The 23,508-nt window shown below is 67.3% G+C and carries 25 protein-coding genes and 2 pseudogenes; 17 read left to right on the plus strand and 10 right to left on the minus strand.

Annotation, left to right across the window (positions count from 1 at the left end; genetic code table 11):
- Positions 1-342 precede the first annotated feature (342 nt).
- Positions 343-1,257, minus strand: coding sequence for a LysR family transcriptional regulator (locus DAETH_RS18180; RefSeq protein WP_264777524.1), 915 nt, complete (start codon positions 1,255-1,257; stop codon positions 343-345).
- 250 nt (positions 1,258-1,507) lie between these two features.
- Here DAETH_RS18180 and DAETH_RS18185 point away from each other — a divergent pair, with 250 nt between their 5' ends.
- The 6 genes and pseudogenes from DAETH_RS18185 (at position 1,508) to DAETH_RS18210 (ending at position 5,022) form a co-directional block, all read left to right on the plus strand.
- Positions 1,508-1,807 carry a transposase gene (locus DAETH_RS18185; protein ID WP_264774762.1) on the plus strand — a complete coding sequence of 100 codons (300 nt, stop codon included), beginning with the start codon at positions 1,508-1,510 and terminating at the stop codon, positions 1,805-1,807.
- Positions 1,804-2,451, plus strand: coding sequence for an IS3 family transposase (locus DAETH_RS18190; RefSeq protein WP_264774761.1), 648 nt, complete (start codon positions 1,804-1,806; stop codon positions 2,449-2,451). The genes DAETH_RS18185 and DAETH_RS18190 overlap by 4 nt, the downstream gene beginning before the upstream one ends.
- On the plus strand, positions 2,423-3,826 hold the full coding sequence (locus DAETH_RS18195) for an IS30 family transposase (protein ID WP_264774760.1): 1,404 nt from the start codon (positions 2,423-2,425) through the stop codon (positions 3,824-3,826). The genes DAETH_RS18190 and DAETH_RS18195 overlap by 29 nt, the downstream gene beginning before the upstream one ends.
- 43 nt (positions 3,827-3,869) lie before the next feature.
- Positions 3,870-4,115, plus strand: a pseudogene (locus DAETH_RS18200) (transposase); the annotation flags it as partial.
- The gene (locus tag DAETH_RS18205; RefSeq protein WP_264777525.1) at positions 4,112-4,642 is read left to right on the plus strand and encodes a GNAT family N-acetyltransferase; all 531 of its coding nucleotides are present in this window, start codon (positions 4,112-4,114) and stop codon (positions 4,640-4,642) included. The pseudogene DAETH_RS18200 and the gene DAETH_RS18205, both read left to right, overlap by 4 nt.
- Positions 4,643-4,680: 38 nt before the next feature.
- On the plus strand, positions 4,681-5,022 hold the full coding sequence (locus tag DAETH_RS18210; RefSeq protein ID WP_264777526.1) for a DMT family transporter: 342 nt from the start codon (positions 4,681-4,683) through the stop codon (positions 5,020-5,022).
- Here the strand turns inward: DAETH_RS18210 and DAETH_RS18215 are convergent.
- Positions 4,938-5,639 (minus strand): IS6 family transposase, encoded by a 702-nt coding sequence (locus DAETH_RS18215; RefSeq protein WP_264777527.1) that lies wholly within the window; start codon positions 5,637-5,639, stop codon positions 4,938-4,940. The two genes, DAETH_RS18210 and DAETH_RS18215, sit on opposite strands and share 85 nt — an antisense overlap.
- 162 nt (positions 5,640-5,801) lie before the next feature.
- Between DAETH_RS18215 and DAETH_RS18220 the strand changes: the two genes are divergently transcribed.
- The 4 genes from DAETH_RS18220 to DAETH_RS18235 all read left to right on the plus strand — a co-directional run bounded on the left by DAETH_RS18220 (position 5,802) and on the right by DAETH_RS18235 (position 8,908).
- The gene (locus DAETH_RS18220; protein WP_264777528.1) at positions 5,802-6,422 is read left to right on the plus strand and encodes a TetR/AcrR family transcriptional regulator; all 621 of its coding nucleotides are present in this window, start codon (positions 5,802-5,804) and stop codon (positions 6,420-6,422) included.
- 79 nt (positions 6,423-6,501) lie between these two features.
- The gene (locus DAETH_RS18225; RefSeq protein ID WP_264777529.1) at positions 6,502-7,083 is read left to right on the plus strand and encodes a cupin domain-containing protein; all 582 of its coding nucleotides are present in this window, start codon (positions 6,502-6,504) and stop codon (positions 7,081-7,083) included.
- 94 nt (positions 7,084-7,177) lie between these two features.
- The gene (locus tag DAETH_RS18230) at positions 7,178-7,900 is read left to right on the plus strand and encodes a DUF4386 domain-containing protein (RefSeq protein ID WP_264777530.1); all 723 of its coding nucleotides are present in this window, start codon (positions 7,178-7,180) and stop codon (positions 7,898-7,900) included.
- Positions 7,901-7,945: 45 nt separating this feature from the next.
- Positions 7,946-8,908, plus strand: a complete 963-nt coding sequence (locus DAETH_RS18235; protein ID WP_264777531.1) for an NAD-dependent epimerase/dehydratase family protein — start codon at positions 7,946-7,948, stop codon at positions 8,906-8,908.
- Between the two features lie 348 nt (positions 8,909-9,256).
- Here the strand turns inward: DAETH_RS18235 and DAETH_RS18240 are convergent, their stop codons facing one another.
- The 4 genes from DAETH_RS18240 to DAETH_RS18255 all read right to left on the minus strand — a co-directional run bounded on the left by DAETH_RS18240 (position 9,257) and on the right by DAETH_RS18255 (position 12,000).
- A complete protein-coding gene (locus tag DAETH_RS18240) occupies positions 9,257-9,451 on the minus strand; it encodes an integrase core domain-containing protein (RefSeq protein ID WP_406585113.1) in 195 nt (64 codons plus the stop codon).
- A 35-nt stretch (positions 9,452-9,486) separates the two neighbouring features.
- Entirely contained in the window at positions 9,487-10,650 is a 1,164-nt protein-coding gene (locus DAETH_RS18245; protein WP_264777532.1) for a Fic family protein, read from the minus strand.
- A 296-nt stretch (positions 10,651-10,946) separates the two neighbouring features.
- Positions 10,947-11,657, minus strand: a complete 711-nt coding sequence (locus tag DAETH_RS18250; RefSeq protein ID WP_264778065.1) for an IS6 family transposase — start codon at positions 11,655-11,657, stop codon at positions 10,947-10,949.
- Positions 11,658-11,664: 7 nt separating this feature from the next.
- The gene (locus DAETH_RS18255) at positions 11,665-12,000 is read right to left on the minus strand and encodes a hypothetical protein (protein WP_264777533.1); all 336 of its coding nucleotides are present in this window, start codon (positions 11,998-12,000) and stop codon (positions 11,665-11,667) included.
- 198 nt (positions 12,001-12,198) lie between these two features.
- On the opposite strand from DAETH_RS18255, the gene DAETH_RS18260 reads away from it, so the two are divergent.
- Positions 12,199-13,170: an aldo/keto reductase gene (locus DAETH_RS18260; RefSeq protein ID WP_264777534.1), complete on the plus strand. Its 972-nt coding sequence runs from the start codon at positions 12,199-12,201 to the stop codon at positions 13,168-13,170.
- Positions 13,167-14,060: an NAD-dependent epimerase/dehydratase family protein gene (locus tag DAETH_RS18265; protein WP_264777535.1), complete on the plus strand. Its 894-nt coding sequence runs from the start codon at positions 13,167-13,169 to the stop codon at positions 14,058-14,060. The genes DAETH_RS18260 and DAETH_RS18265 overlap by 4 nt, the downstream gene beginning before the upstream one ends.
- A 379-nt stretch (positions 14,061-14,439) precedes the next feature.
- Here the strand turns inward: DAETH_RS18265 and DAETH_RS18270 are convergent, their stop codons facing one another.
- From DAETH_RS18270 to DAETH_RS18285, 4 genes and pseudogenes are all read right to left on the minus strand, one after another.
- Positions 14,440-15,456, minus strand: a complete 1,017-nt coding sequence (locus tag DAETH_RS18270) for an alpha/beta fold hydrolase (RefSeq protein WP_264777536.1) — start codon at positions 15,454-15,456, stop codon at positions 14,440-14,442.
- A 261-nt stretch (positions 15,457-15,717) separates the two neighbouring features.
- The gene (locus tag DAETH_RS18275) at positions 15,718-15,918 is read right to left on the minus strand and encodes a hypothetical protein (protein ID WP_264777537.1); all 201 of its coding nucleotides are present in this window, start codon (positions 15,916-15,918) and stop codon (positions 15,718-15,720) included.
- A gap of 28 nt (positions 15,919-15,946) precedes the next feature.
- Positions 15,947-16,354: pseudogene (locus DAETH_RS18280) on the minus strand (IS4 family transposase); the annotation flags it as partial.
- Positions 16,355-16,706: 352 nt separating this feature from the next.
- Positions 16,707-19,679: a LysR substrate-binding domain-containing protein gene (locus DAETH_RS18285; RefSeq protein ID WP_264777538.1), complete on the minus strand. Its 2,973-nt coding sequence runs from the start codon at positions 19,677-19,679 to the stop codon at positions 16,707-16,709.
- A gap of 439 nt (positions 19,680-20,118) precedes the next feature.
- Here DAETH_RS18285 and DAETH_RS18290 point away from each other — a divergent pair, with 439 nt between their 5' ends.
- The 5 genes from DAETH_RS18290 (at position 20,119) to DAETH_RS18310 (ending at position 23,489) form a co-directional block, all read left to right on the plus strand.
- On the plus strand, positions 20,119-20,568 hold the full coding sequence (locus tag DAETH_RS18290; RefSeq protein WP_264777539.1) for an ester cyclase: 450 nt from the start codon (positions 20,119-20,121) through the stop codon (positions 20,566-20,568).
- Between the two features lie 71 nt (positions 20,569-20,639).
- Positions 20,640-21,653, plus strand: a complete 1,014-nt coding sequence (locus DAETH_RS18295) for an alpha/beta fold hydrolase (RefSeq protein ID WP_264777540.1) — start codon at positions 20,640-20,642, stop codon at positions 21,651-21,653.
- Positions 21,650-22,651, plus strand: coding sequence for a sugar phosphate isomerase/epimerase family protein (locus DAETH_RS18300; RefSeq protein ID WP_264777541.1), 1,002 nt, complete (start codon positions 21,650-21,652; stop codon positions 22,649-22,651). The genes DAETH_RS18295 and DAETH_RS18300 overlap by 4 nt, the downstream gene beginning before the upstream one ends.
- Entirely contained in the window at positions 22,651-23,058 is a 408-nt protein-coding gene (locus DAETH_RS18305; RefSeq protein WP_264777542.1) for a RidA family protein, read from the plus strand. The genes DAETH_RS18300 and DAETH_RS18305 overlap by 1 nt, the downstream gene beginning before the upstream one ends.
- A complete protein-coding gene (locus tag DAETH_RS18310) occupies positions 23,055-23,489 on the plus strand; it encodes a nuclear transport factor 2 family protein (RefSeq protein WP_264777543.1) in 435 nt (144 codons plus the stop codon). The genes DAETH_RS18305 and DAETH_RS18310 overlap by 4 nt, the downstream gene beginning before the upstream one ends.
- Positions 23,490-23,508: the final 19 nt, after the last annotated feature.

A 23,508-nucleotide genomic window follows, 5' to 3' on the forward strand; every position in this document is an offset into this window, starting at 1 on the left:
TGGCCCGGCAGTAGGCCACCTCGATCAGTCGCTCGATGCTCCTTATGGTCGAGCCGATCCACCGTCCGCCGCCGTTCCTCGGGAACGGCGAGCCCTTCAGCTCGCCGCTTATCCTCGACCACATGTCTGGTCTGGTCATACGTCGGGTGATGCTTGCACTACAGCTTGACGGCCCTCCCGCACCACCTCGCGCCGGAAGTTCGCCTCTCCTGTTTGACCCCGAAGTTCAGCCCCTTCTCCTGGCCGTTCTGCCCGTGGCATTCCCCAGCGTATGACCAACTTGTTCGGGGTGTCGTCCTTCCGCGAGGTCTCGACCATTTGGGTTTCAACGGCTGTTCCAACTCACCCGGCCTCCGACAGCAGGCCTACGCCCCGGGCCTCCTCCCGCACCACCTCCGCAAAGTTCAGCGCCGCACTCGACAAACCCGGTTGCCGCGACAGATGAACCAGCGCGCTGTCCCGGTGCAGCGGCGGCAGGTCCACCACCCGAAGCTCGGCGACCCGCCCCTCCGCAAGGTCCGCCGCGATCACCATGCGCGGGAAGAACCCCGTCCCCACCCCACGGGCCAGCAGGAACCGCCCCGTATCCATCGGGACATCGGCCACGGAGGGGGCGCGGGTCACCAGCGCCGCCAGTTCCGGTGGTGTCGCCGGCCACCAGCGGAGCAGCAGCAGGGGACGGCTCTGCGCAAGCAGCTCGGCCTGCGTCACCTCGCCTTGCCCGGCCAGCGGATGGTCACGGGGCACGACCAACACCACCTCCTCCCGCAGATGCAGCAGGGGTGTCATGTCCGCCAGCAGGGGATCGAGCGGCGGCCAGCACATCAACCCCAGCTCGACCACGCCGTCGCACAACTGCTCCACGACCTCCGCCTGACGACCCTCGCGCACCAAGCACTCCACGTCGGGGGAGCGGGCGTAATACCGCACCAGCGCCGGAGCCAGAAAGTAGCCGCTGAGCGAGCGTAGGGCGCCTACCGCGAGGCGTCCCCGTTCCCCGGCGGAGGCCAGGCGGGCGGCCTCCACCCCGTCTTGCAACGTACTCAGCGCGCGGCGGGCGTACGGCAGAAAGCTCACGCCCCGCTCGGTCAGCGTGACCTTGCGCCCGCGCACGAACAGGCGACCACCCACCTCCCGCTCCAGTGCCTGAATGCGCGCACTCACTGTCGGCTGCACGACGCCCAGAGACCAAGCTGCCCGGACGAAACTGCCCTCCCGCACGATCCGGTCGAACGCCAGGAGCTGATCCAAGTCCATGCCTGAACGTATCAAAAAAATTGATCGCTAAGATTGCCGGTCGTGGCTTGAACCGTCGTGAAAGCTTTTTTAGCCTGGGATATATCAGGCTCTATCACTCAGAGCTATCAGGAGGCCTTCAGTGTCCACCCCAACCCTCACGGTTCGTCCCGCCGTTCGTGACGATTGGAATGACCCCCCAGGAGCGGACCAGGAGGCAAGGCACTTCGCCCCCGTCAGCCCGTAGGCTGACGGCACCGAAGGAGCCCCTATGCCCGGACGCACCCACAGCCGTGAGTTCAAGCTCGACATTGTGAACCAGGTCAACGGGGGTCAAAAGACGACTGCCCAGCTCTGCCGGGAGCATGCCCTCTCACCCAGCCTCATTCACCGGTGGCGGAAGGAGGTCGAGGCCCGAGGGGAAGCGGCCTTCACCGACCAGGCCAAACCCGACCAGTCGTTGGAACAACGTATTGCCGAGCTGGAGCGGTTCTGCGGGCAGTTGTCGCTGGAGAACACGATCCTGAAAAAGTCGTTGGCGACGTACCGCTCGAAAGGAGGCACCAAATGATTCAGGATGCGCGGAGCGCGCATCCTGAGGTGTCGGTACGTCGCCTGTGTGAGCTGCATGGGGTCAGCCGCTCGTGGTTCTACAAACAGGAGGGCCGGGAGGAGGTAGACGTCGACCAGGCGCTGGTGAGCGACATCGAGGCGGTTGTGGAGGAGTTCGTCGGCTACGGGTATCGGCGCGTGACCCGCGAGTTGGCTCGACGAGGCCGCCCGGTGAATCACAAACGGGTGCTGCGGGTCATGCGGGAACGCCGCTTGTTGTGCCGCCCTAAACGTCGCTACCGAGCGACGACCCACTCGAACCACAGCGAGGCGCGCTTCCCCAACCTGCTGCCCGAGGTCATCCCGGTACGACCGGATCAGGTGTGGCAGGCCGACCTGACCTACGTGCGGGTCCAGCAAGGCTTTGTCTACCTGGCCTGCGTTCTGGACGGCTTCACCCGTGAAGTTGTCGGCTGGTCCATGTCCAGGTTCCTCGACGCGGACTTGCCGCTGACGGCCTTGAACAACGCGCTGGCCGCGCGTTGTCCGGCCCCAGGGCTCCTGCATCATTCGGACCAGGGCGTGCAGGGTGGATTCAAGTGGTCGTCGCAACACCCTGACCAAGGAGGGTGGGATGAGCACTGGGAAGCGAAAATCAGATAGTGCGGGGCGCTGTAAGCTGCATTCGCCAGGACGGCCAAGCGTCGCCCGACGGGAGCACCAGCGGCAGTTCTGGGTGTTGATTGCGGCGGGTCAAGGGAGTGAAGATGCAGCCACAGCCGTCGGTGTCTCGCCTGCGGTGGGCACGCGATGGTTTCGAGAGGCAGGTGGTATGCCCCCCACAACATTGGCTCCCTGGAACGCCACGCCGTCAGGGCGGTATCTGTCCTTCGCCCAGCGGGAAGAGATCGCGCTCCGTCGAGCACAAGGTCATGGCGTGCGGGAGATTGCGAGGCACTTGGCAAGGTCCCCGTCGACCATCTCGCGTGAACTGCGGCGTAACGCCGCCACGCGTGGCGGCGGCCTGGAGTACCGGGCGACGACTGCCCAGTGGCACGCCGAACGGTCCGCCCGCCGACCAAAACCAGCCAAACTCGCGGTGAACGTGGCGCTGCGGGCGTACGTGCAAGACCGCCTGGCCGGGCAGGTCACCTCGCCCTGCGGGGCAACTATTCCTGGGCCGACTGTGGCGTTCAAGGGCCGTCGGCACGGGCGGCGACAGAGTCGCCGCTGGGCCAGTGCGTGGAGTCCACAGCAGATCGCCCGCCGACTGCAACTCGACTTTCCGAATGACCGCACCATGCGCATCAGCCACGAGGCCATTTACCAGGCGCTGTACATCGAAGGGCGGGGTGGGCTGCGCCGTGAGCTGGTCACCTGTCTGCGAACCGGTCGAACGTTGCGTGTTCCTCGAGCGCGTCGCGCCCGAATGAGCAAGCCGTTCGTCGCCCCCGAAGTCATGCTCAAAGAGCGTCCAGGAGAAGCGGCGGATCGGACGGTGGCGGGCCACTGGGAAGGCGACCTCATCCTCGGCCTGGGGAGCTCGGCCATCGGGACCTTGGTGGAGCGCTCGACGCGGTTCACGTTGTTGCTTCATCTCCCTCGTCTGCCCAGCCACGGTGTGGAAGCTCGCGTCAAGAATGGCCCGGCGCTGGCTGGACACGGTGCTGAAGCGGTGCGTGACGCTGTGACGAGCGCACTCACCCTCCTGCCGGAGCAGCTCCGACGGTCACTGACGTGGGATCAGGGTGCTGAGATGAGCCAGCACGCTAAACTGCGCGGTGAAACCGGGGTCGCCGTCTATTTCTGCGAGCCGCAGAGCCCGTGGCAGCGAGGCACGAACGAGAACACGAACGGTCTGTTGCGCCAATATTTTCCAAAGGGCACGGACCTGAGCGTGCACAGCGCGGACGACCTTGCCGCCGTGGCCGCTACCTTGAACGCCCGACCTCGCAAGGTGCTCGACTGGCGAACACCCAAGGAGGCCTTCGAACACGCGCTGCACGCCATTCATACTGCTGTTGCAACGACCGCTTGAATCCGCCCAGTACGCCAGCCGGGTCTACGTCAACCGACTCCGCGAAGTGGGCATCACGCCCAGCATGTCCAGAACGGGGAATCCGTACGACAACGCCAAGATGGAGAGCTTTTACAAGACCCTGAAGACCGAGGAGGTTGATCTGCAAGAGTACGTTGATCTGGAAGACGCATGGCGGCACATTGATGCCTTTATTGCGAACCTGTACAACCGCCGCCGACTGCACTCCAGCCTGGGGTACGTCCCGCCTGCCGAATTCGCCGCTCGGTACACTGCCCCCCAGATGTGACTTGCCCTGCGGTCCGCTCGATTGGGGTCACTCCAGATCTCCCCACCATCCTCGACATCTACAACGAAGCAGTGCTGAACACCACTGCCTCATACGACTACGAGCCCACCAACCTGGAGGCGCGATTGGGATGGTTCGACGCCAAGATGGAGCAGGGCCTGCCCGTGTTCGTGGCCCAGGACCAAGGCACGGTGGTGGGGTGGGGTTCCTACGGGCCCTTTCGCGCCTGGCCCGGTTACCTGTACACCGTCGAGCACAGCGTCTACGTGGCGGCTGACCAGCGGGGTAAAGGCATCGGCAGGCGGCTGCTGCCCCCGCTGATCGAACACGCGCGGGCCAAGGGCCTGCACGCCATGATCGCGGGCATCGACGCCGACAATGCCGCAAGCCTACGACTCCACGAGGGCCTGGGCTTTGTCAAGGTGGCGCACTTCAGGCAGGTCGGCTGGAAGTTCGACCGCTGGCTCGATCTGGTGTTCCTGGAACTGTTGCTCGACGACGGCGACCGGACACCAGCCCGCCCTTGAACGCCCGGACGGCGCCATGGGCCTTCGCCGTGATGTGTTTGAGTTGGGGTTCGACCTTCCTCGCGCTCAAGGTCGGCGTAGCCCACCTGCCCCCATTCCTACTGGCCGGGGTGCGGTTCGTGGTGGCCGGTGGGCTGTTGCTCGGCGGGCTACTCCTCCGCGGGGGCGGGCTGAGATTATCCCAACGAGACATTGGGCGCCTCCTGCCCCTGGCGATGCTGATGATCGCGCTGAACTCCGGGCTGATGGCCTGGGGAACAAAGCTCGTGCCCACGGGAGTGGCGGCGGTGGTGAACTACGTGCCGGTGTCCCTGGGGGCGCTGACCCTGGGCGTGTTGTACGGCCAGGAACGCCTCACGACGGTGGAGCGGGCAGGGTAGTGGAGATTCGTCATACGGGCGTGTAAGTCGAGAAAGCCCTGTGCTCGCTTTCGTGACCTGAACCCCCGCTGTTGCCGTTCCTGCTGCCGTGTCGGTCGGTAGGACTGCTCGATCAGGTTGTTGCAACGGGCAGTCGAGACTACCTGGACGTGCTCCACCTCGTGGAGCACGGGGAGTTTCCGGAGCGCTGCACCGTAGCTCCAAAGTTTGTCCGTGTGGATGACCTCCGGCACGGCGTGTTCCCCCAAGAGGCGGACGAAGAACGTTCTGGCCGCCTCGGTATCTCGGTGTTCCTGCAAGAAGACGTCCAGCACGGTTCCGCGTTCATCCACGGCTCGCCACAGCCAGTGTGTGACCCCACCGACATCCACGTGCATCTCATCGAGGTGCCACCGGGAACCCCGCCGGGGTTCCCGGTGGCGTAAGCCCTGAGCGAAGAGGTCACTGAACTTGATACACCAGTTCCGGATAGATTCGCGCGTGACGATGATTCCCCGTTCCAGCAGCAGTTCCTCGACATCCCGGTAACTCAGGGTGAAGCGATGGTACAGCCAGACGGCAGAGCCGATCACGACGAGGGGGAACCGATCCCCGGGAGGCTTTTTACCGCTGGGCACTGCGTCACCCTACCCCAACAACTTGCCACAACCTGTAGTACTAAGGAGGAACCTCTAACTGCACACGTTGTCATCCCGACGCATCAACCAGCTCTCCATACACACCTGTATTTGAGTTCTACAACATATTAGAATTCAAATACGAACATGTATTCTTCTCGCATGACCGTTGCCCCCGTCCGGAAACGCTTGAGCAGGGAAGAGGCCCGCGCCCAGACCCGCGCCGCGCTGCTCGACGCGGCCAAGACCCTCTTCGCCCGGCAAGGCTTCGAAGGAACGTCGGTGGAGCAGATCGCAGAGGCCGCCGGCTACACGCGCGGCGCCTTCTATTCCAACTTCGAGGACAAGGAGACGTTGTTGATCGCCCTGATCGGGCGCTGCTTTGACGACGACCTGGCACAGATCCAGCGGTTGGGCGGCAACCTGGCCGATGTGAGCGCCGGGTTTCAGCAGGCCGCGAACATCGAGCAGGAGCTCCACCGCGAGGCCCACCTGCTCAAGATGGAGTTCTGGATGTGTGCCCTGCGCTTCCCGGCAGTGCGGGAGGCCTACGAGGGCCACCAGGCCCGGCTGCGCGAGGGCATCGGAACGCTGATCGAGGGACAGTTCGCTGCCCTGCACCGTCCGTTGCCTGCTCCCGCCGAGCAGCTTGCCGCCGTCACCGTGGCGCTCCGCAACGGGCTGGATACCCAAAAGCTGATCAACCCGCAGGCCGTCCCGAGCGACCTGTATGCCCTCACGCTCCACCTCCTGATGACCGGTTCTCCACCCGCGACCGATTAGCTTCGTCCGTTCACCACCATTGCGAGGGCGCCCACACGCCGCTCGGCGGGCACCTGTGGCCCGAGCAAGGAGAAACAGCATGGCCAGACCCGGAGACGTTCTGCGAGGCGGCGGCAAGCGGCTCGTGTTCCTCGAGACCAAAGCGGACACGAACGGCGCCCGTCTCTCGTTCGACGAGTTCGTGGAGGCGGGGGAGGACGCGGTGCCCGCTCATGTTCATCCCCGCCAGCGGGAACTCTTCACGGTCGTCTCCGGCACCCTGGGGGTGCGGGTCGGCGGGAAGGAGCGTCTGGTTGCCGCCGGGGAAGCTGTCGAGGTCCCGCCCGGCGCGCCGCACACCTACTGGAACGCCGGGGGCAGCGAACTCCACCACGTCGTGACTCTCGAGCCCGCCCTCGACCACGAGACCTTTTTTGAGAGCGTGTACGGTCTCGCCCGGGAGGGCTTCTCGCCACAGCGCAAGACGCTGCGCAACCTGATGTTGCTGGCCCAACTGTTCGCGGGGCACGACAACTGGCTGGCCGGAGTTCCCGTACCGCTTCAACGCGTCCTCTTTCCGCTCCTCGCGGCCCTCGGCCGCGCACTCGGTCTGAAGGTCTGGAAACCCACATACGCCGCAGTGGGCGGGGAGGTGAGCCTGAACCCACCGACTCTGGTCTGACCCATGTCCGTCTTCACCGCCCAGGACGCGCCTTCGGCCGCGTTGATGGGATCGCCGTGGCCCGAAACCGCCCCCTTCCTCCAGGAGAACCGCCATGACCAGCCTGACGTCTGCCCGCCCCGAAGTGCCCACCGTTCGCCCCGCCCCCCGCGCCGCGCTGTTCGCCGTGGCCGCCACCCAGTTCGTCCTGATGTTCGGGGCAGCCGGGGTGCTCTCAAGCGGCCTGGGCTGGCCCCAGAGCCTCGACTTGCCCGCCGCCCAGGCCCTGCCCCTGATCCATGAGCAGGCCAGCACGGTCGCCCTCGGCTACAGCCTGTATTTCCTCTCGGCCTTCTTGCTCATCCCACTCGCCGTCATGGTGGGGGGGGCCTTGAAAGAACGCGACGGCAGCAGTGCCTTTCTCAGCGTCACGGTCACGCTGGGCGCGCTCGCAGGCGTCCTCAAGCTCCTGGGGATTGTCCGCTGGCTGGTGGCGATGCCCGCGCTGGCCGCCAGTTACGTGAGCGGCGGCGAGGCCTCCCAGGCGACCGTGGCCGTGATGTACGACATCCTCAACAACTACGCTGGCGGGGTCGGCGAAGCGCTGGGTGTGCAACTGTTCGCCGGACTGTGGACGCTGCTGGTGAGCGTGGTGCTGTTCCGGCTGCCGCGCGGCCGGGTCCTGGGCACCGCCGGTCTGGTGGCCAGCGCCCTCCTGCTCGCCGGGCTCACCGAGCTGTTCGGCACCGACCTTGGCCCCGTGCTGACCGTCTCGGGGGTCTTCTGGCAGGTCTGGCTGCTGGCCCTGGGCCTGACCTTCCTGCGTGCCCGCCGCTGAACCTCGTCTCCATTCCCGTGCCCGCGCCCTTCCGAGGAGAACAACATGAACACAGCCGAACTGCACGTCGTCCTGGGCGGCACCGGAGCCGCCGGAAGCGCCCTCGTCCGTGAACTTGCCCGGCAAGGGAAGCTGGTGCGGGCCGTGTCGCGGTCCCAGAAGGGCGATCTGCCCACCGGCGCCGAGTGGAAGCGGGCGGACGTGATGAATGCCGAAGCGCTGCGGGAAGCGGTGCGCGGGGCGTCGGTGGTCTACCTCGCCGCTCAGCCCGCCTACCACCGCTGGCCCCAGGAATTCCCGGCCCTGATCGAGAACGTGCTCACCGCGCTGCCCTCACCCGAGACGAAGCTCGTGATGGTGGACAACCTGTACATGTACGGACCGGTCACCGGCTCCATCCACGAGGGCTTGCCACACGCGGCGACCGACCGCAAGGGCCGGGTACGGGCCGAGATGACCGAGCGCCTGCTGAGCGCTCACCGATCCGGTCTCGCCCGGGTGGCCATAGGCCGGGCCTCGGACTTCTACGGCCCCGGGGTGGAGGCGAGTGTTGCGGACCTGAACTTCTTTCGCAAGATCGCCTCCGGCAGGACCGTGCAGTGGCCGGCGCGGCTCAATCAACCTCACAGCCTGTCCTTTGTCGAGGACTACGCGCGCGGCCTGGCGATCCTGGGCGAGCGTGACGAAGCCCTCGGGCGGGCCTGGCACGTTCCAGCAGCCGAGCCCCTCACAGGACGGCAGTTTATAGAACTTGTCGCGGGCGAGGCGGGCGTGACCGCCAGGCCTGGCATGGTCCCCAAAGCCCTGATTCGGATGGTGGGCTTCTTTAATCCCTCGGCGCGAGAGTTCGGTGAAATGTTCTACCAATTCGAGAACGCTCATGTCCTCGACGGCTCGAACTTCACGCGCACCTTCAATTTCGCCCCCAGCGCTCACCGCGAGGCCGTGCGCGTGACCCTTGCCTGGCTACGGAACCACGATGCGAGGACCGCGGTTCTGACAGGTTGACGCGAGTAGGGTTTACGCTCCTGCGCTCCCCCGACTTCGTCCCGGGGGCGCTAGCTCAGGCGCTCGGCGTGCAGCCCCGGGGACCGCACGATGCAAGACCACCTGGAAGCCGAGTTGGCGGAGCGTGAGATGCTGCTCGTGCTGGACAACTCCGAGCACGTCGTCGCCGCAGCCCCCTCGTCGCACGGTTTTTGAAGGTGGCGTCTGAAGTCCGCGTGCTGGTCACCAATCGGAAACCGTTGCAACTGCGTTGGGAGCAACGATTTTCCGTGGGGCCCCTTGGACTGGCCCAGTTTTGTGGAACCCGGTATATCGGCGTCAAGCGGCAAAGCTGACTGGAGACTCGACTCAGGGGGAGTGTACGACGGCGGGCAGGGCGGTGGGCCCAGCCCACCGCTGGGCGAACTCGTCCGGGGTAAGGTAGGCCAGGGAAGAATGCGGCCTGGCGCTGTTGTAGAAGTTGCGCCAGCCATCCAGCAGCACCTGGGCGTGTCGGGCGGAGTGAAAGGTGCAGGGCGAAGCCGCCAAGCAACTGCTTGTCATCGCTCGAGTCAGCTGAGCTCGTCAACTCCTCAGCATCACCCGTCACAACCATGGGGCGTTCTCGTCTCCTGCGGCCCGACGGCCAGCCAGGTCAGGAGGTAGCTGGTGCTGCGTCCACCCGCCCCCGGGTCCACCCGGAGGATGCCTTTGTCCACCAGATCATTCAGATCGCGGACCGCCGTGGGTTTCGAGCATCCAGCCAGCGCCGCGTACTTGCTCGACCGCAGCTTGCTGTTCAGGCCGTCCAGCACCTTGTTCAGAACCTTGATCTGACGCCCGTTCAGCTGGATGTCCCGGTGCGCGTCCCAGAAGCCCTGCTTGTGGTGAACCATCTCCAGAACACCCTCGGCCGAGGTGAGCGCCGCTTGCAGTTGATTGAGGAACCAGACGATCCAAGCGGTGATGTCCACCCCACCCCGCTGCGTGGCCTCCAGCACCTCGTAATACGCCTTCCTCTCCCGTTCGATCTGGGCCGACATGGAGTAGAACCGCTGATCGGTGCCGTCCGCCCGCGCCAGCGCGAGATCGGTGATAGCCCTGGCGATGCGGCCATTGCCGTCATCGAAGGGGTGAATCGTCACGAACCACAGGTGCGCCACGGCGGCCTTGACCACCGGGTCGAGCCGGGCCGTGCCGAACCAGGTCAGGAAACGCTCCATCTCGCGGGGAAGGCGCTCCGCCGCTGGGGCCTCGAAATGCACGCGCTGCCGGTGAAGGGGGCCGCTCAGGACCATCATCGGTCCCTCGTGGTCGTCGCGCCATGCCCCCACGATGATTCGCCTCAGGTTGCTGCGGCCTCCAGGAAACAGGGCAGTGTGCCAGCCATACAGACGTTCAGCGTCGAGCGGCGCATCGAAGTGCCCTGTGGCGTCCAGCAGCATCTCGACGACCCCCTCGACACGACGTGCGGCGGGCGGCAGGCCAGCCACGTCCATCCCGAGCCGCCGGGCGATGGAAGAGCGCACCTGCGCGACGTCCAAGTGTTCGCCCTCGATCTCGCTGGACTTGGTGACGTCCTGCACGAGGACGGAGAGCACGGTCTCCTGCCGGATGTCGAACCCGAGGCTGGCCATGGCCGTGATGAGTGCCCCGCGCCGGAAGTGAATGTCCGCCAGCTCGGTCGCGAAAGTGGAGGTGTCCCAGTGGAAGTTCGGCCACTCTGGGGTCTCGTGCGCGTACACGGATGGCTTGCCACTCATGATTCGATTGTAGCCCTTAATCAAATCAAATTTGAGACGATTACCCGAAAATCTTCAGTAAGGTAGGCCCTCTCGCTTGAGCAGTCCTCTGGCAACGCTCGTCTGACGGACCCTGTCGGGTGGAACTGGCCAGCAGGTTGTGGCAAGTTGTTGGGGTAGGGTGACGCGGTGTCCAGCGGTAAAAAGCCTCCCGGGGACCGGTTCCCCCTCGTCTTGATCGGCTCTGCCGTCTGGGTTGTGGCAAGTTGTTGGCATCCAGGAAGCGGGAGGCCTTTGAAAGGCAGGTGGCCTGAACTTCAGGCCACCCGCTGTACTGTTCCCCACCACGTTTTGAAAGCAGCCTGTTGATGAGAACGACGGTGAGGAGCGGGGACAGTCGAGCGAGCGGCATGGTGAAGGTTGGCGATCCGGACGTGCAGGTCGAGAAAGCTCTGCGTCCGTCTTCGTGATCGGAACCCTCGCTGCTGACGTTCCTGCCGCCGTGTTGGACGGTGGGACTGCTCGACCAAATTATTGCAGCGGGCCGGAGAGACCACTTGGACGTGCTCCACGGCGTGGAGCACGGGAAGCTCGCGCAGGGACGCACCATAACTCCAGAGCTTGTCGGTGTGGATCACCTCTGGCGTATCGTATTCCCCCAGCAGGCGCTCAGAAAACGACTTGGCAGCCTCGGTGTCCCGGTGTTGCTGAAGGAAGACGTCCAGCACGACGCCGTGTTCCAGGGCGGCCCGCCACAACCAGTGGGTGACGCCCCCGACATCCACATGCATTTCGTCCAAATGCCACCGGGAACCCCGTGGAAGTTCCCGGTGGCGGAGACCCTGGGCCAAGAGGTCACTGAAGTTGATGCACCAGGTCCGAATGGACTCGCGCGAAACGACGATGCCCCGCTCCAGCAGGAGTTCCTCAACATCGCGGTGGCTGAGGGTAAAGCGGTGGTACATCCAAACCGCGTAGCTGATCACAGCGAGAGGAAATCGGTAGCCAGGGAGCTTCTTGCCGCTCAGCACTGCCTCACCCTACCCCAACAACTTGCCACAACCGGTCCGGGGAGATGACGACCTGAACGCGGGCAAGGCGGTCCTCCAGGACGAAGAACGCGAACCCGCCTGCCGACGGCGGCTTTTGCCGGGCGATCACCGAGCCCGCCGTCCAGACGAGCTGCCCGTGCCGCACCGCCGCGAGGGGTACACACCCCAGGTTCCTCAGCCGCGTGCGGTGCGCGTCAAGGAGGTGGCACCCCGACTCGCTCAGCCCCTTGGTCGCCAGGTCCGCGCGTAGCAGCTCGTCCGGGGCCAGGTCGGGCAGCTCCGGCACCGGGGCGTGGAGGTGCAGCAGGGCCCGGGGCAAAGGGTGAGCCTGCGCCGCGAACCCGGGTTTCCACAGGGGCGGACATGCTCCCTCACGCATCCGGCCAACCGCACGTGCCGGAAGCGGGCCGCAGCCCGGTCCGGGCCAGCACATGCGGTCATGCCTTGAGAAAGTGACCCATGCCCAGCCTCATGCGGGAAGCGGGACGTAGGGTCAGCCACACTAAAGGAGGTTCACATGGACTACCGTCACCTCGGACGCACCGGCCTCAAGGTCAGCCCCCTCTGCCTCGGCACCATGAACTTCGGCCCCGAGACGAGCGAACCGGACAGCTTCCGCATCATGGACCGGGCCCTGGACCTCGGCCTGAACTTCTTCGACACCGCCAACGTCTACGGCTGGAAGCAGGGCGAGGGCGTGACAGAGCAGATCGTCGGCCGCTGGCTGGAACAGAATTCCGGGGCGCGCGACCGGATCGTTCTCGCCACCAAGGTCTACGGCAAGATGGGCGAGGGCCCCAACGACCAGAAGCTCTCGGCCTACCACATCCGCCGCGCGTGTGAGGACAGCCTGCGGCGGCTGAAGACCGACCGCATCGACCTCTACCAGATGCACCACATCGACCGCGCCACGCCCTGGGAGGAGGTGTGGCAGGCGATGGAGTGGCTGGTGGGGCAGGGCATGGTGCTGTACGTGGGCTCGAGCAACTTCGCGGGCTGGAACATCGCGCAGGCCAACTCCATCGCCGCGCAGCGCAACTTCATGGGGCTGGTGTCCGAGCAGAGCCTGTACAACCTCCAGGCCCGCATGGTCGAGCTGGAGGTCATCCCGGCGTGCCGCGCCTTCGGGCTGGGGCTGATTCCGTGGAGTCCGCTGGGAGGCGGGCTGCTGGGCGGTGCGCTGCAAAAGGCGGAGGGGGGCCGCCGGGCGAGCGAGCGGATGCAGGGGCAAATCGAGAAGTACCGGCCGCAACTGGAGCGGTACGAGGCGCTGTGCCGGGACTTGGGGGAGCAACCGGCGGACGTGGCGCTGGCGTGGCTGCTCAGCAACCCGGTGGTGACAGCGCCGATCATCGGGCCGCGAACGCTGGAGCAACTGGAGGGGAACCTGCGGGCACTGGACGTGCGGCTCTCAGAAGAGACCCTGAAGGAACTGGACGCGATCTGGCCGGGACCCGGGGGGCAGGCCCCGGAGGCCTACGCGTGGTGAACGCGCGCCGCGTGGTCGTTACCGGATCGAGCGGCAAGGCGGGCCGCGCGGTCGTCCGCGAGCTGCTGAAACACGGTTACGACGTGACCGCGGTAGACCTCGTGCCCTTCGACGCCGTGGGCTTGCCTCGCCCACTCGCGGGGAACCTGCGCGCCGACCTCACCGACTTCGGGCAGACGCTGGAGGTGTTGCGCGGGATGGACGGGGTCGTTCACCTCGCCAACATCCCCGCGCCCGGGTTAACCACGCCGGGGCGAACCTTTCTGGAGAACACGGCCATGAACTTCGCGGTGTTCTCGGCAGCGGTGCAGGGCGGCCTGAAGCGGGTGGTGTGGGCGTCGAGCGAGACGACGCTCGGTCTGCCCTTCGACACCCCGCCGCGCTACGCCCCGGTGGACGAGGAGCACTTCCCGCTGCCGGAGAGCACCTACGCCCTGTCCAAGGTGGTCGGCGAGACGCTGGCCGAGCAGTTCGCGCGCTGGTCGAAGATTGGGTTCGTGGGCCTGAGAATCTCGAACATCATGGAGCCCCACGACTACGCGGCCTTTCCGGGTTTCTGGGCCGACGCGCACCTGCGCAAGTGGAACCTGTGGGGCTATGTGGACGCGCGGGATGTGGCGCAGGCATGCCGCCTGGGGCTGGAGGCGGACGTGAGCGGGGCCCGAAGCGTCATCGTCGCGGCTGCGGATACGGTGATGAACCGGCCCTCGCGCGAACTGATGGCCGAGGTGTTTCCCGGCGTGCCGGTCGCGCCGGACCTCGGGGACTTCGGGACGTTGCTCTCGGTCCGGGAGGCCGGGCGGGTGCTGGGGTACGTGCCCGGGTACTCCTGGCGAAGCATGGTGACAGCGGGGAGGCTGAGGCAGGACCGGTCTGCCCCGGAGGGGTAGACCAGGCGGACTGGAAACCGCCCACCCTCCCCGTGGTCGGAAAGCGAGGCTGACCTGTGGGCCGGAAGCGGCTGCGTGAGGAACAGCTCGTCCTTAAGGCGTGAGATGGTGGGAGAGCATGCTCAGGACTTCAGCCACGTCGTCGCTACAGCTTCGACATGCAGCGCAACGCCTGAGGGGTCACTTCCACGACTGGGGCAGGGGAGGTGACCCAGGCTGGCCGCGCGGCGCATGGCTGGGCTTTCGAAGGGTGGCCTGCCCTGTCGGAGCCTCCACTTACCCTGTCCTCCTGGAGGCGGTAACGAGGTTCGGAGGAGGCTCCCCATGCCTAGGTACGGAAGAGACCCCTCCTTGCCTGAGAGGACGGGGCCGTCCCCCTTCAGCCCGCGAGCCAGCGCCGGACCTCGCCCTTCAGGAAGTCCAGTTCCTCGGGTAAACCCGCCGGGCTGCCCGCCCGGTGCCCCCAGATGCTTGGGATGGGCCGCAGTTCCCCGAAGCGCAGGTGGGGGAGTTCGGCCGCGTTGTCCGCCACTCGGAAGTACAGATCGGTCTCACCAGGCAGCAGCAACACCCGTGCCTGAATGGCAGAGAGTGCCCGGCTCAGGTCCCCGCCGTACAGGTCGCCCGCGCTGATGTCGCCGTGCAGCCAGCTCACCGCCTGGGCGTAGAGATTCGCGGCCCGGCACCCGGCGAAGCCCTCCTCCCAGTCCGCGCGCAGGTACGTCTCCAGGTCGGGGAAGCCCAGGGCCGTGCGAAACAGTTCCGCACGGTAGAAGTCCTGGCTCAGGCCCCAGCCCGCGTAGATGTGCGCAAAGGCCCGCAGCGCCGCCCGGGGCTCGGCCGAGAACCGGCCCTGCCCCAGGTGCTCGGGGGCCGCCTCCAGGGTCCTGAGCAGCCCGGAGAGAAAGACGCGGTTGTGCAGGGCCGTGCGCGCGCTGCCGCACACCACGATGACCCGCTCGACCCGTTCTGGAAACAGGGCCGCCCAGTGGTAGGCCTGCATCGCGCCCATCGAGAAGCCGTAGACGGCGGATACCCGCTCCACGCCGAACACCTCCCCGAGCAGCCGGGACTGGGCCAGCACATTGTCCCGCAACGTGACGACCTCGGGGTAGTCGGGCGTGTCGGCGGCGCCAGACGAGAGCCCATTGGAGAACATGTCTGGGATGACGATGAAGTACCGCTCGGGGTCCAACACACCATCCGGGCCGATGGGCCAGCTCTGGGTGGCGTGGGTGGCGGTGTAGCTGGTCGGGTAGACGATGACGTTGTCCCGGGCGGCGTTGAGGGTGCCGTGGGTCTGCCAGGCCAGCCGGGCGCCCTGGATCACGCCGCCGCGCTCGACGGTGAGGTCGCCCAGCTCGAAGATGCCGTCCTGGACCGGCCAGGAGGTCACACGGCCCCCGTGGGCGAGGAGGAAGGGGGAAGCCGGTCATACTGGACTGGGCACATGGGCTTACCTTACGCCTCGCCTGGGGCTCGGATCAGCGGCGGGAACAATACACTGGTGCGCGCTGGTAGCTCAGGCCCAGGGCGTGACTCGTTGCCTGTTGCTCGGGACGCTGCCCGTCCACCTCGGCCGCCACGCGGCACTCTGGAGAGTGAGAAGCACTGGAGGGTGGGAGGACTGAAGCAGGCAGTCGAACTCCTGGCCCCTTCAATGCGTGAGGGTGCCCTCCCGCTCGGCGAGGACTCGCAGCGCGTGCCCGACGGCAGCGAGCAAGGTGCCGGTGGTGGCACCGCCGTCCAGGCCCAGGTAGGCGGCGGAGTGCAAGGCGTGGTAGGCGGCTTGCAGGGGCTCATCGCGGGTGGTGGTGAGGTTGGCATACCACCTTGCTCCAGCCTCACCGACGTCCATAGCTGAGCATCCGGCCAGGAGGGCGAGGTCCCGGGCGCGGCAGGATCGACCAGACGAGCGGGACCACCGCGCCGCCGAGGATGGCGCCCAGGACCAGGATGTTCAGCGGCGTATGGCCGTCATGCCAGGTCGTGCGGTCCATGATCAGGGTGAGCTTGCTTTCGGGAAGGAGGGGAAGCAGGACGTCCGTGACGTCCTGCGGGGTCAGTTGGGCGTCGTGGAAGACCCGGGCCACGGTGCGGGTTTTGGATTCGAGACTGGCGTCCCGAGGGAGCTGGAGGGCGATCTTCCGGTGGAGGGTGGATTCAGCCTGGAGCAGTGCCAGGAGCACTTCAGCCAGACGCCGCAGGGCGTCCAGGCGGCGATGGGGCAGGTGGGCTTTCAGGTGGGCGGCCAGCGTGTCAGCATGCAGTCGGGCATTATCAGGGATCGTCACAGACCCAGATACCGCCCTTTGTCATGCCGCGCTGCGTCCAGGACGCTCTTCTCCGCAAAGTGTCAGGTGCTGAGATTTTGTAGATATTGTCTCCGCACCAGTGGAAGGAAAGTTACTGTCAGGCGCAACCGATCGTTCGACCTCCTTCCCACTCTCCAATTGGTGCCTCTGAAAACCTGTTGCGCGGTAGCGGGCCAGGTTCAAGGAAACGCCGTTTTCAGCGCCTAAAACCGACTCAAATCAGCTCTGATTCAAAAGGGGTTGTTTTCGCCGCACACAGACGACCTCTCTTGGGTCCCACCTCTTTACCGCGCAACAGGTTTTGAATACGAGGAGCTTGCTCCTCGGGCACTTATCCCGGCGCCTGAGGTGCCGAAACCACCTCCTCACCTCGCCGATACCCCTCCGTCCACCGTTCGCGGTAGCGGTCCTCTCCCAACACCTCGCGCGCCTGCATGAGCGCCAGGGTCAACCCCTCCTGATCATGCGCCGGAAGCGCCATCCCCGCGCGCTCCCACAGGGCCGCGCCTGCCCCGAAGAACTCGGCGGCACGCTCCGCTTCCCCCCGCCGGGCCAGCACCTGGCCCAGACCCTCCAGGGCCCGGCCCATCCGCCCCTCGTCCCTCAGGGCGACCGCCTGCGTCAAGCTCTCGCGGAACGCCACCTCGGCCCCAGCGACGTCGGTCAACCCCAGGCGGGTCTGCCCGATATTGAAGAGCGTCAGCACGCTGCTGCGCAGGTGCCCGTGCTCCCGCTGCCAGGCCAGCGCCTCCTGGTAGTACTCGGCGGCCCGCGCCAGGTCACCCTGGTGCCGCGCCACCTCCCCCAGATTGTTGAGCACCGCCGAGGCGAAGCGCTCCTCCCCGAGTGGGCGAAACAGGGTCAGCGCCTCCTCGAAGAACGAGGCCGCCCGGGTCAGGTCGCCGCGCATCTGCGCCACCACCCCCAGGTTGTTCAGCGAGACGCCCACCTCGCGCGGCTCGCCCAGGGCACGGCGCAACGTCAGGGCCTCCTGGTGCCAGACCTCGGCCTGGTCGTACGCACCCTGCAACCGCGCGAGATTCCCGGCGGCGTTGAGCGCCCGCGCCCGCGGCCCGGCCGAACCCCCACGCGCCAGCAGGCCGGAGAGGAGTGCCCTGGCCTCCGTGGTGTGCCCGCGGGTGTGCCAAAACGCGTACAGCCTCCCCGCCATCGTCAGAGCACGGTCCACGTCGCCCAGCCACGAGAACGCCTGCCGGAGATTGCCCATCTCCAGGTCCAGCCGCTCCAGCCACACGTGCTGCTGTTCGCCGACGAGTTCATGCTCGGCGTCGCGCACCAGTTCCTCGAAGTGCGCCACGAAGCGCTCCCGGGTGAGGTCCCACTCGCCGCGTTCCTCCAGGCGCTCCAGCGCGTGCTCGCGCAGGGTCTCCAGCATCGTGAAGCGCGGCTCGTCTCCCGGGCCCTCCACCACGCCCACGAGGTTGCGCTCGATCAGGGCGGCCAGACCGTCCATCACGTCCGCGTCCTGCGCCGCCACGGCCTGCGCCGACTGGGCCGTGAAGCCTCCGGAGAAGACCCCGAGCCGACGGAAGAGGACGCGCCGGTCGTGCTCGAGCAGCTCGTAACTCCAGCTCACCGCCGCGTGCAGGGTGCGGTGGCGTTCGTTCAGTCCTGCGGGACCACGACCCGGCAGCGGCTGATGTCGGTCCAGCCGCCCGAGCATTGCCGCAGGCGAGAGCAAGGCGGCCCGCGCCGCCGTGAGTTCCAGCGCCAGGGGCAGACCGTCCAGCCGGCGACACAACCGGGTCACGGCGGCCACGTTGTCCTCTGTCAGCGCGAAGCCGGGCTTCACCCGCCGGGCCTGCCGCACGAAGAGCTGGGTCGCCGGGGCCTCCAAGGCGCTGCCCACGCTCAGCGTGCCGCCGAGGGCCGGGAGGACCAGCGGCTCGATGGGGAAGGGCCGCTCGGCCTCCACCCCGAGCGCCTCACGGCTCGTCACCAGCAGCCTGAGGTCAGGGCTGGCGTCCAGCAAGGCCACCAGGTCGGCGGCGGCGGGCAGGACCTGTTCGAAGTTGTCCAGCACGAGCAGCGTGGCGTGCGGGTGCAACGTCTGCCCTACGCCGTCCAGCAGCGTCCGGTCGGGCAGGTCCCTGACGCCCAGCGCACTGGCAACCTGCGGCAACACCAGCGCCGGGTCGCGCAGCGAACTGAGATCCACGAAGACCACACGGTGTCCACCCTGACGTTGAAGTCGGTCGGCAGCGGCGCGGGCCACGCTGGTCTTGCCCACCCCAGCGGGGCCCGTCAGGGTCAGCAGTCGCACCTCCGGCCGGTTGAGCAGCCCTTCCAGGGTGAGCAACGTCTCGCCCCGTCCGATCAGGTCCTCCCCGGGCGCCGCCTCCCGCTGGGAAGGTGTGGAACTGGGCGACTCGGGCGGGGGGACCCTCCAGGCGCCGTCGGCCATGACCTCTCGCAAGACACCCAGGAACGCGGCGAGGTGTGCAGAGTCGTCGTCCCGGCGCCACATGGCGTGGACGGTGAAGTCGAGCGCGTCCCCGAAGACTTCCCGGAACACCACGCCGTCCGGCGGCGCCTCCCCGTACGACATCACGGGCATCACCCCCAGGCCTGCCGCGACCATCCTCAGCCCCAACTGCTGCTGAGTGGTCTCCTCTGCCACCCTCGGCGTGAAGCCGGCGTCGCGGCACACCTGCACGATCAGGTCGTAGGCGGGCGCGCTGACGTGGCGCGAGAACATGATGAACGCCTCGCCCGCCACCTCGGCCAGCGAGACGTCTGTGCGGCGCGACAGGGGGTGCTCGCTGGGAATGGCCAGCAACCACCGCATCGCCAGCAGCGGCTCGTAGGCGAACCCAGGCAGGGGCGGTGTTCCTGGCCGCAGCCCACACAGGCCCAGGTCGATGGCGCGCTCCTGCAACGCCCGACGTTGCTGGGCGGTGGGCATCTCCGTGCGCTCCAGCGCGAGGTCCGGATACCGGGTCTGCGCGCGGCGCAGCACCAGGGGAACAAACGGCAGGTTGGCGTAGTCGACCATGCCGATGACGAGGCGGCCGCGCCGCGCCTGCTCCTCACGGCGCACGTTGGTCACCGCCCACTCGACCTGGCTCAGCACCCGGCGGGCGTCCCGTAAGAAGACGTGGCCGGCCGGGGTGAGTTCCACGCCCCGACGATCCCGGAGCAGCAGGGTGACCCCGAGCCGCTCCTCCAGCAGTTGAATCTGCTTGCTGAGCGACGGCTGCGCGACGTGGCAGCGCTCGGCGGCCCGGGTGAAGTTCAACTCCTCCGCGACCGCCACGAAGTACTGCCACTGCCGCAACTCCATACCGGAAGTATATGGATAGGAAAAAGCTATCAGCCGGTACCGGAAAGTATTGGACGGTCTCTGGCCGGACCGTTCAACATGACCGGAGCGCTGACGTGCGCCTCGCTCCACCACCCGGCCGCCCCATTCCCCACCCGCACCGTTCCCGTCACAGCCTGCGACTGCGGTATGAACCGCGGCGTGTGAGTCCGCTGTCCGAAGCTGGGTCGAACTCGGGGGCCGGCACCCGGCCCACGGATTGGACGCCTCACATGGGGCGGGCGCCGTCGGAGGTGACCCCGCTTCTCCTGCGCCGCACGGCGTGACGTGGGTGGATGCCCGGTTCAGTGGAGGTCTCAACGCCTGAGCCGTCCAGCGCTTCGCCCACGAAGGCCGTGCTCCTTCCCCGCCGGGTGTGGTCACACCACGCCACCTTTCTCGTTCCCTGCCCGGAGGACCCATGATGCAGACCACCTCAGACGCCAACGCTCAACTCGTCTCCACCTTTCGGTCCCTGGCTGGAAACGGTCAGTTTCTGCCAGTGGATCAGCTCTTTCCGGCCGACCTGAGCGCCCTGTTTCCGGACGACTACGCGCAGCGCGAGGAGGGGATGGAGGCGGGGGTGCCCGGCATCCGTTCCTTCCTCGACACCCTCAAGGCGGGGTTCCCGGACATCCAGGGCCGGGTGGACGACGTCGTGGCGCAGGGGGACCGGCTCGTCGTGCGCATGACCTGGCAGGGCACGCACACCGGCCCGTTCATGGGCGTGGCACCGACCGGCCAGCAGGTTCACTACGGCCGCATCGAGATCTGGCGGATGCGGGAGGGCAAGCTCGCCGAGCACTGGGGCGAGTACGACCTGTACGGCCTGCTGCGCCAGCTCGGCGCCGTGCCCGCCCTGCCGAGCTGAGGAGCGCGGTTCCCACGTGCCGCTCCTCGCCGCAGCCGCACGTTCTTCTCCTGGCACCGGAGGTGTCGCAGATGTTGTCCACCCTCTCCCGGCAGGCCCTGACCCTCGGCCTGCTGCTCGGCCTGTCCAGCACCGGCGCGCAGCAGGCGGCGCCAACGCCCGCAGAACTCCTCGCCGCACGAGGCCGCACCTGCACCGGCACGTTCGACGCCGCGACCCGGACCGACGCCGCCTTCAACGCCACCTTCCGCCACGAGTGTGCCGTAGTGCGCGACGTCCGCATGCACTACGTCGTCGGCGGACGTGGACCCGCCCTGGTGCTGCTGCACGGCTGGCCGCAGACCTGGTACGAGTGGAAGGCCATCATGCCCGCCCTGGCCCAGAACCACACCGTCATCGCGGTGGACCTGCCGGGCCTCGGCGACTCGGTCGGCAGTCCCCCGAGCTACGAGAAACGCGTGCTGGCGCAGTACGTGCGCGACCTGATCTCGGGCGTGCTGGGGCAGCGACAGATCGATCTCGTCGGGCATGACCTGGGGGCGGGCGTGGCCTACCAGTACGCCGCGCAGTTCCCGGGGGAAGTGCGGCGCCTCGCGTACCTCGATTACTACCTTCCCGGGCGCGGCACCGAAGTGGCCCAGCTCAACTTCCCGCACTTCATCTTCCACCGCCAGGAGGTCGTGCCGGAGATGCTCACGCGCGGCCGTGAGCGCGAGTACCTGGGACACTTCTACCCGGAGGTGGCGGGTCGCCCGGACGCCATCTCGGAGGAGGAGGTCGACGAGTTCGCCCGCACGTACTCGCAACCGGACAAGATGAAGGGCGGCTTCGAGTTGTACCGCACGCTCGACGAGGACGAGCGTGACAATCTCGCGGTGGCCGGCACGCCGCTCCCCATGCCGGTGCTGGTGTCGAGTGCCTCCATCTGGCCGGAAGGCTCGGTCGCAGCGACGATGCGGCCCGTGACGCGCGACCTGCGGGCGGTCACGGTGCCCAACTCGGGGCACTGGCTGGCGGAGGAAAACCCGGAGTTCGTCACCCGGGCGCTGCTGGATTTCTTCAGCGAAGTCGGGGGACGACGGTGAGCCCGGGAGAGCCGCCGGGGGGACCCTCACGCCGTGAGGTGCTGCGCTGGGGCGCGCTGGGCGTGGCCGCCGCCGCGCTTGGCCTGCCGGTTCAGGCGGGCGCGACACCGGGCCGCGCGGGAGGGCGTATGGACGGAGAGAACCTGTTTTTGTGGGCGGGCACGATGCGCACGGCCAGCATCGACGAGCGGATTCGCGGCATGCGCGCGGCGGGCATGCGGGAGATGTCGATCTTCCCGCTGGACTTTCGGCGTGCCCGGGAGGCGGGGCTCAAGGACGCCGACCTGCGCGCGAAGCTCAGCGGGAACGGGGTGCGCATCAGCACCCTCGACCCCTTCTCGCAGTGGCTGCCCGGTTGGGAGCGGCCCGCCACGCTCTCCGACGAGGACTTCGCGTTCTACAACTTCGGCGAGGACGAGTTCTTCCGCATGGCCGAGGCACTCGGGGCGACCTCCATGACCGTGATCGAGCCCTACGGGCGCGACGTGCCCGCCGAACTGGGAGCGGAAGCCTTCGCCCGGGTGTGTGACCGCGCCGCCACCCTCGGCATGCGCGTGCACCTCGAGTTCATCCCCTTCACCGGCATTCCCGACCTCGCGCGCGGCTGGGACATCGTTCGCCTGGCCGACCGGCCGAACGGGGGCCTGGTGATGGACGTGTGGCACTACTTCCTGGGGCGGCCCGACGAGGCGCTCCTGCGCACGGTGCCCGGCGAGAAGATCTTCGTGGTGCAGCTCAGCGACGCGGCGCGCGGCGCACGCGGCACCATCGAGGACCTGTACAAGCGTCTCTCGCCCGGTGAGGGCGTGTTCGACCTCGTGGGCGTGCTGCGCACCTTGAATGCTATCGGCGGGCTCACCTCTGTGGGTCCGGAGATTTTCTCCGAGCAGTACAACCGGTTGGCTCCAGAAGAAGCCGGGCGGCGGGCGGCCGCAACGACTCTTGCGGTGCTCGACCGCGCCCTGGGGCCGAGAGGCTCCGCGGCGGGGGGAGTCTGATGCAAAAAACCTTTGACAACCCCACCAGCGTGGCGCCGCCGGTCAGCAACTCTTCGCACGCCGTGCGCGTGAATGTCGGCGACGGAGCATTGATCTTCGTCTCCGGGCAAGGACCGCAAGATGCGCGGAGGCAGGTGGTGGGTGGGGCCGACCTCGCCGCGCAGACCCGGCAGACCTTCGGGAACGTCCGCGCCATCCTCGAAGCGCAGAGGGCGACGCTCGGCGACGTGGTGAAGATGACGGTGGATCTCACCGACATGACCAGGCGCGCCGAGATGGCCCGGGTGCGCGGCGAGTTCTTTCCGCACGACCCACCCGCCGCCACCGCCGTGCGGGTGGCCGCGCTCGCCTTACCGGAACTGCTCATTCAGGTGGACGTGATCGCCGCGGCAGGGAGGCGAGCATGAGCAACCGAGACGTTGAGGAGGGCGGCACACGCGCCACCCTCCAGGCCTGGGCGGACGCCTACAGCACGCGCAGTGCCAAGGCCCTCGCTGCCCTGTACACGGTGAACGGCGTGTACGAGGACGTCCCGTCGGGCTTCAGCGCGACTGGGCCCGACGTCGAGGGTTTCGCGCAGGGCTTCCTCGGAATGGTGGAGAGCTTCGAGTTCATCCTGGAGGGCCTGTTCGCGGACGGCACGCGCGGCGCCCTGGCCTGGACCTTCCGCGGGCGCAACAACAGCTTCGTCGGCGACGAGGGCGCGAAGGGCAAGGCCATCGCGGCGCGGGTCTTCACCGCCTTCTCCTTCGAGGGCGGCCGGATCGCGCGCAGCTCGGACTACTACGACACGGCCTCCCTGATGCGTCAGGTGGGCGCGTTGCCACAGGACGGCTGAGTGCAGGCGAGTCGGCGTG

It is taken from the genome of Deinococcus aetherius, assembly GCF_025997855.1.
Classification (GTDB): Bacteria; Deinococcota; Deinococci; order Deinococcales; family Deinococcaceae; genus Deinococcus; species Deinococcus aetherius.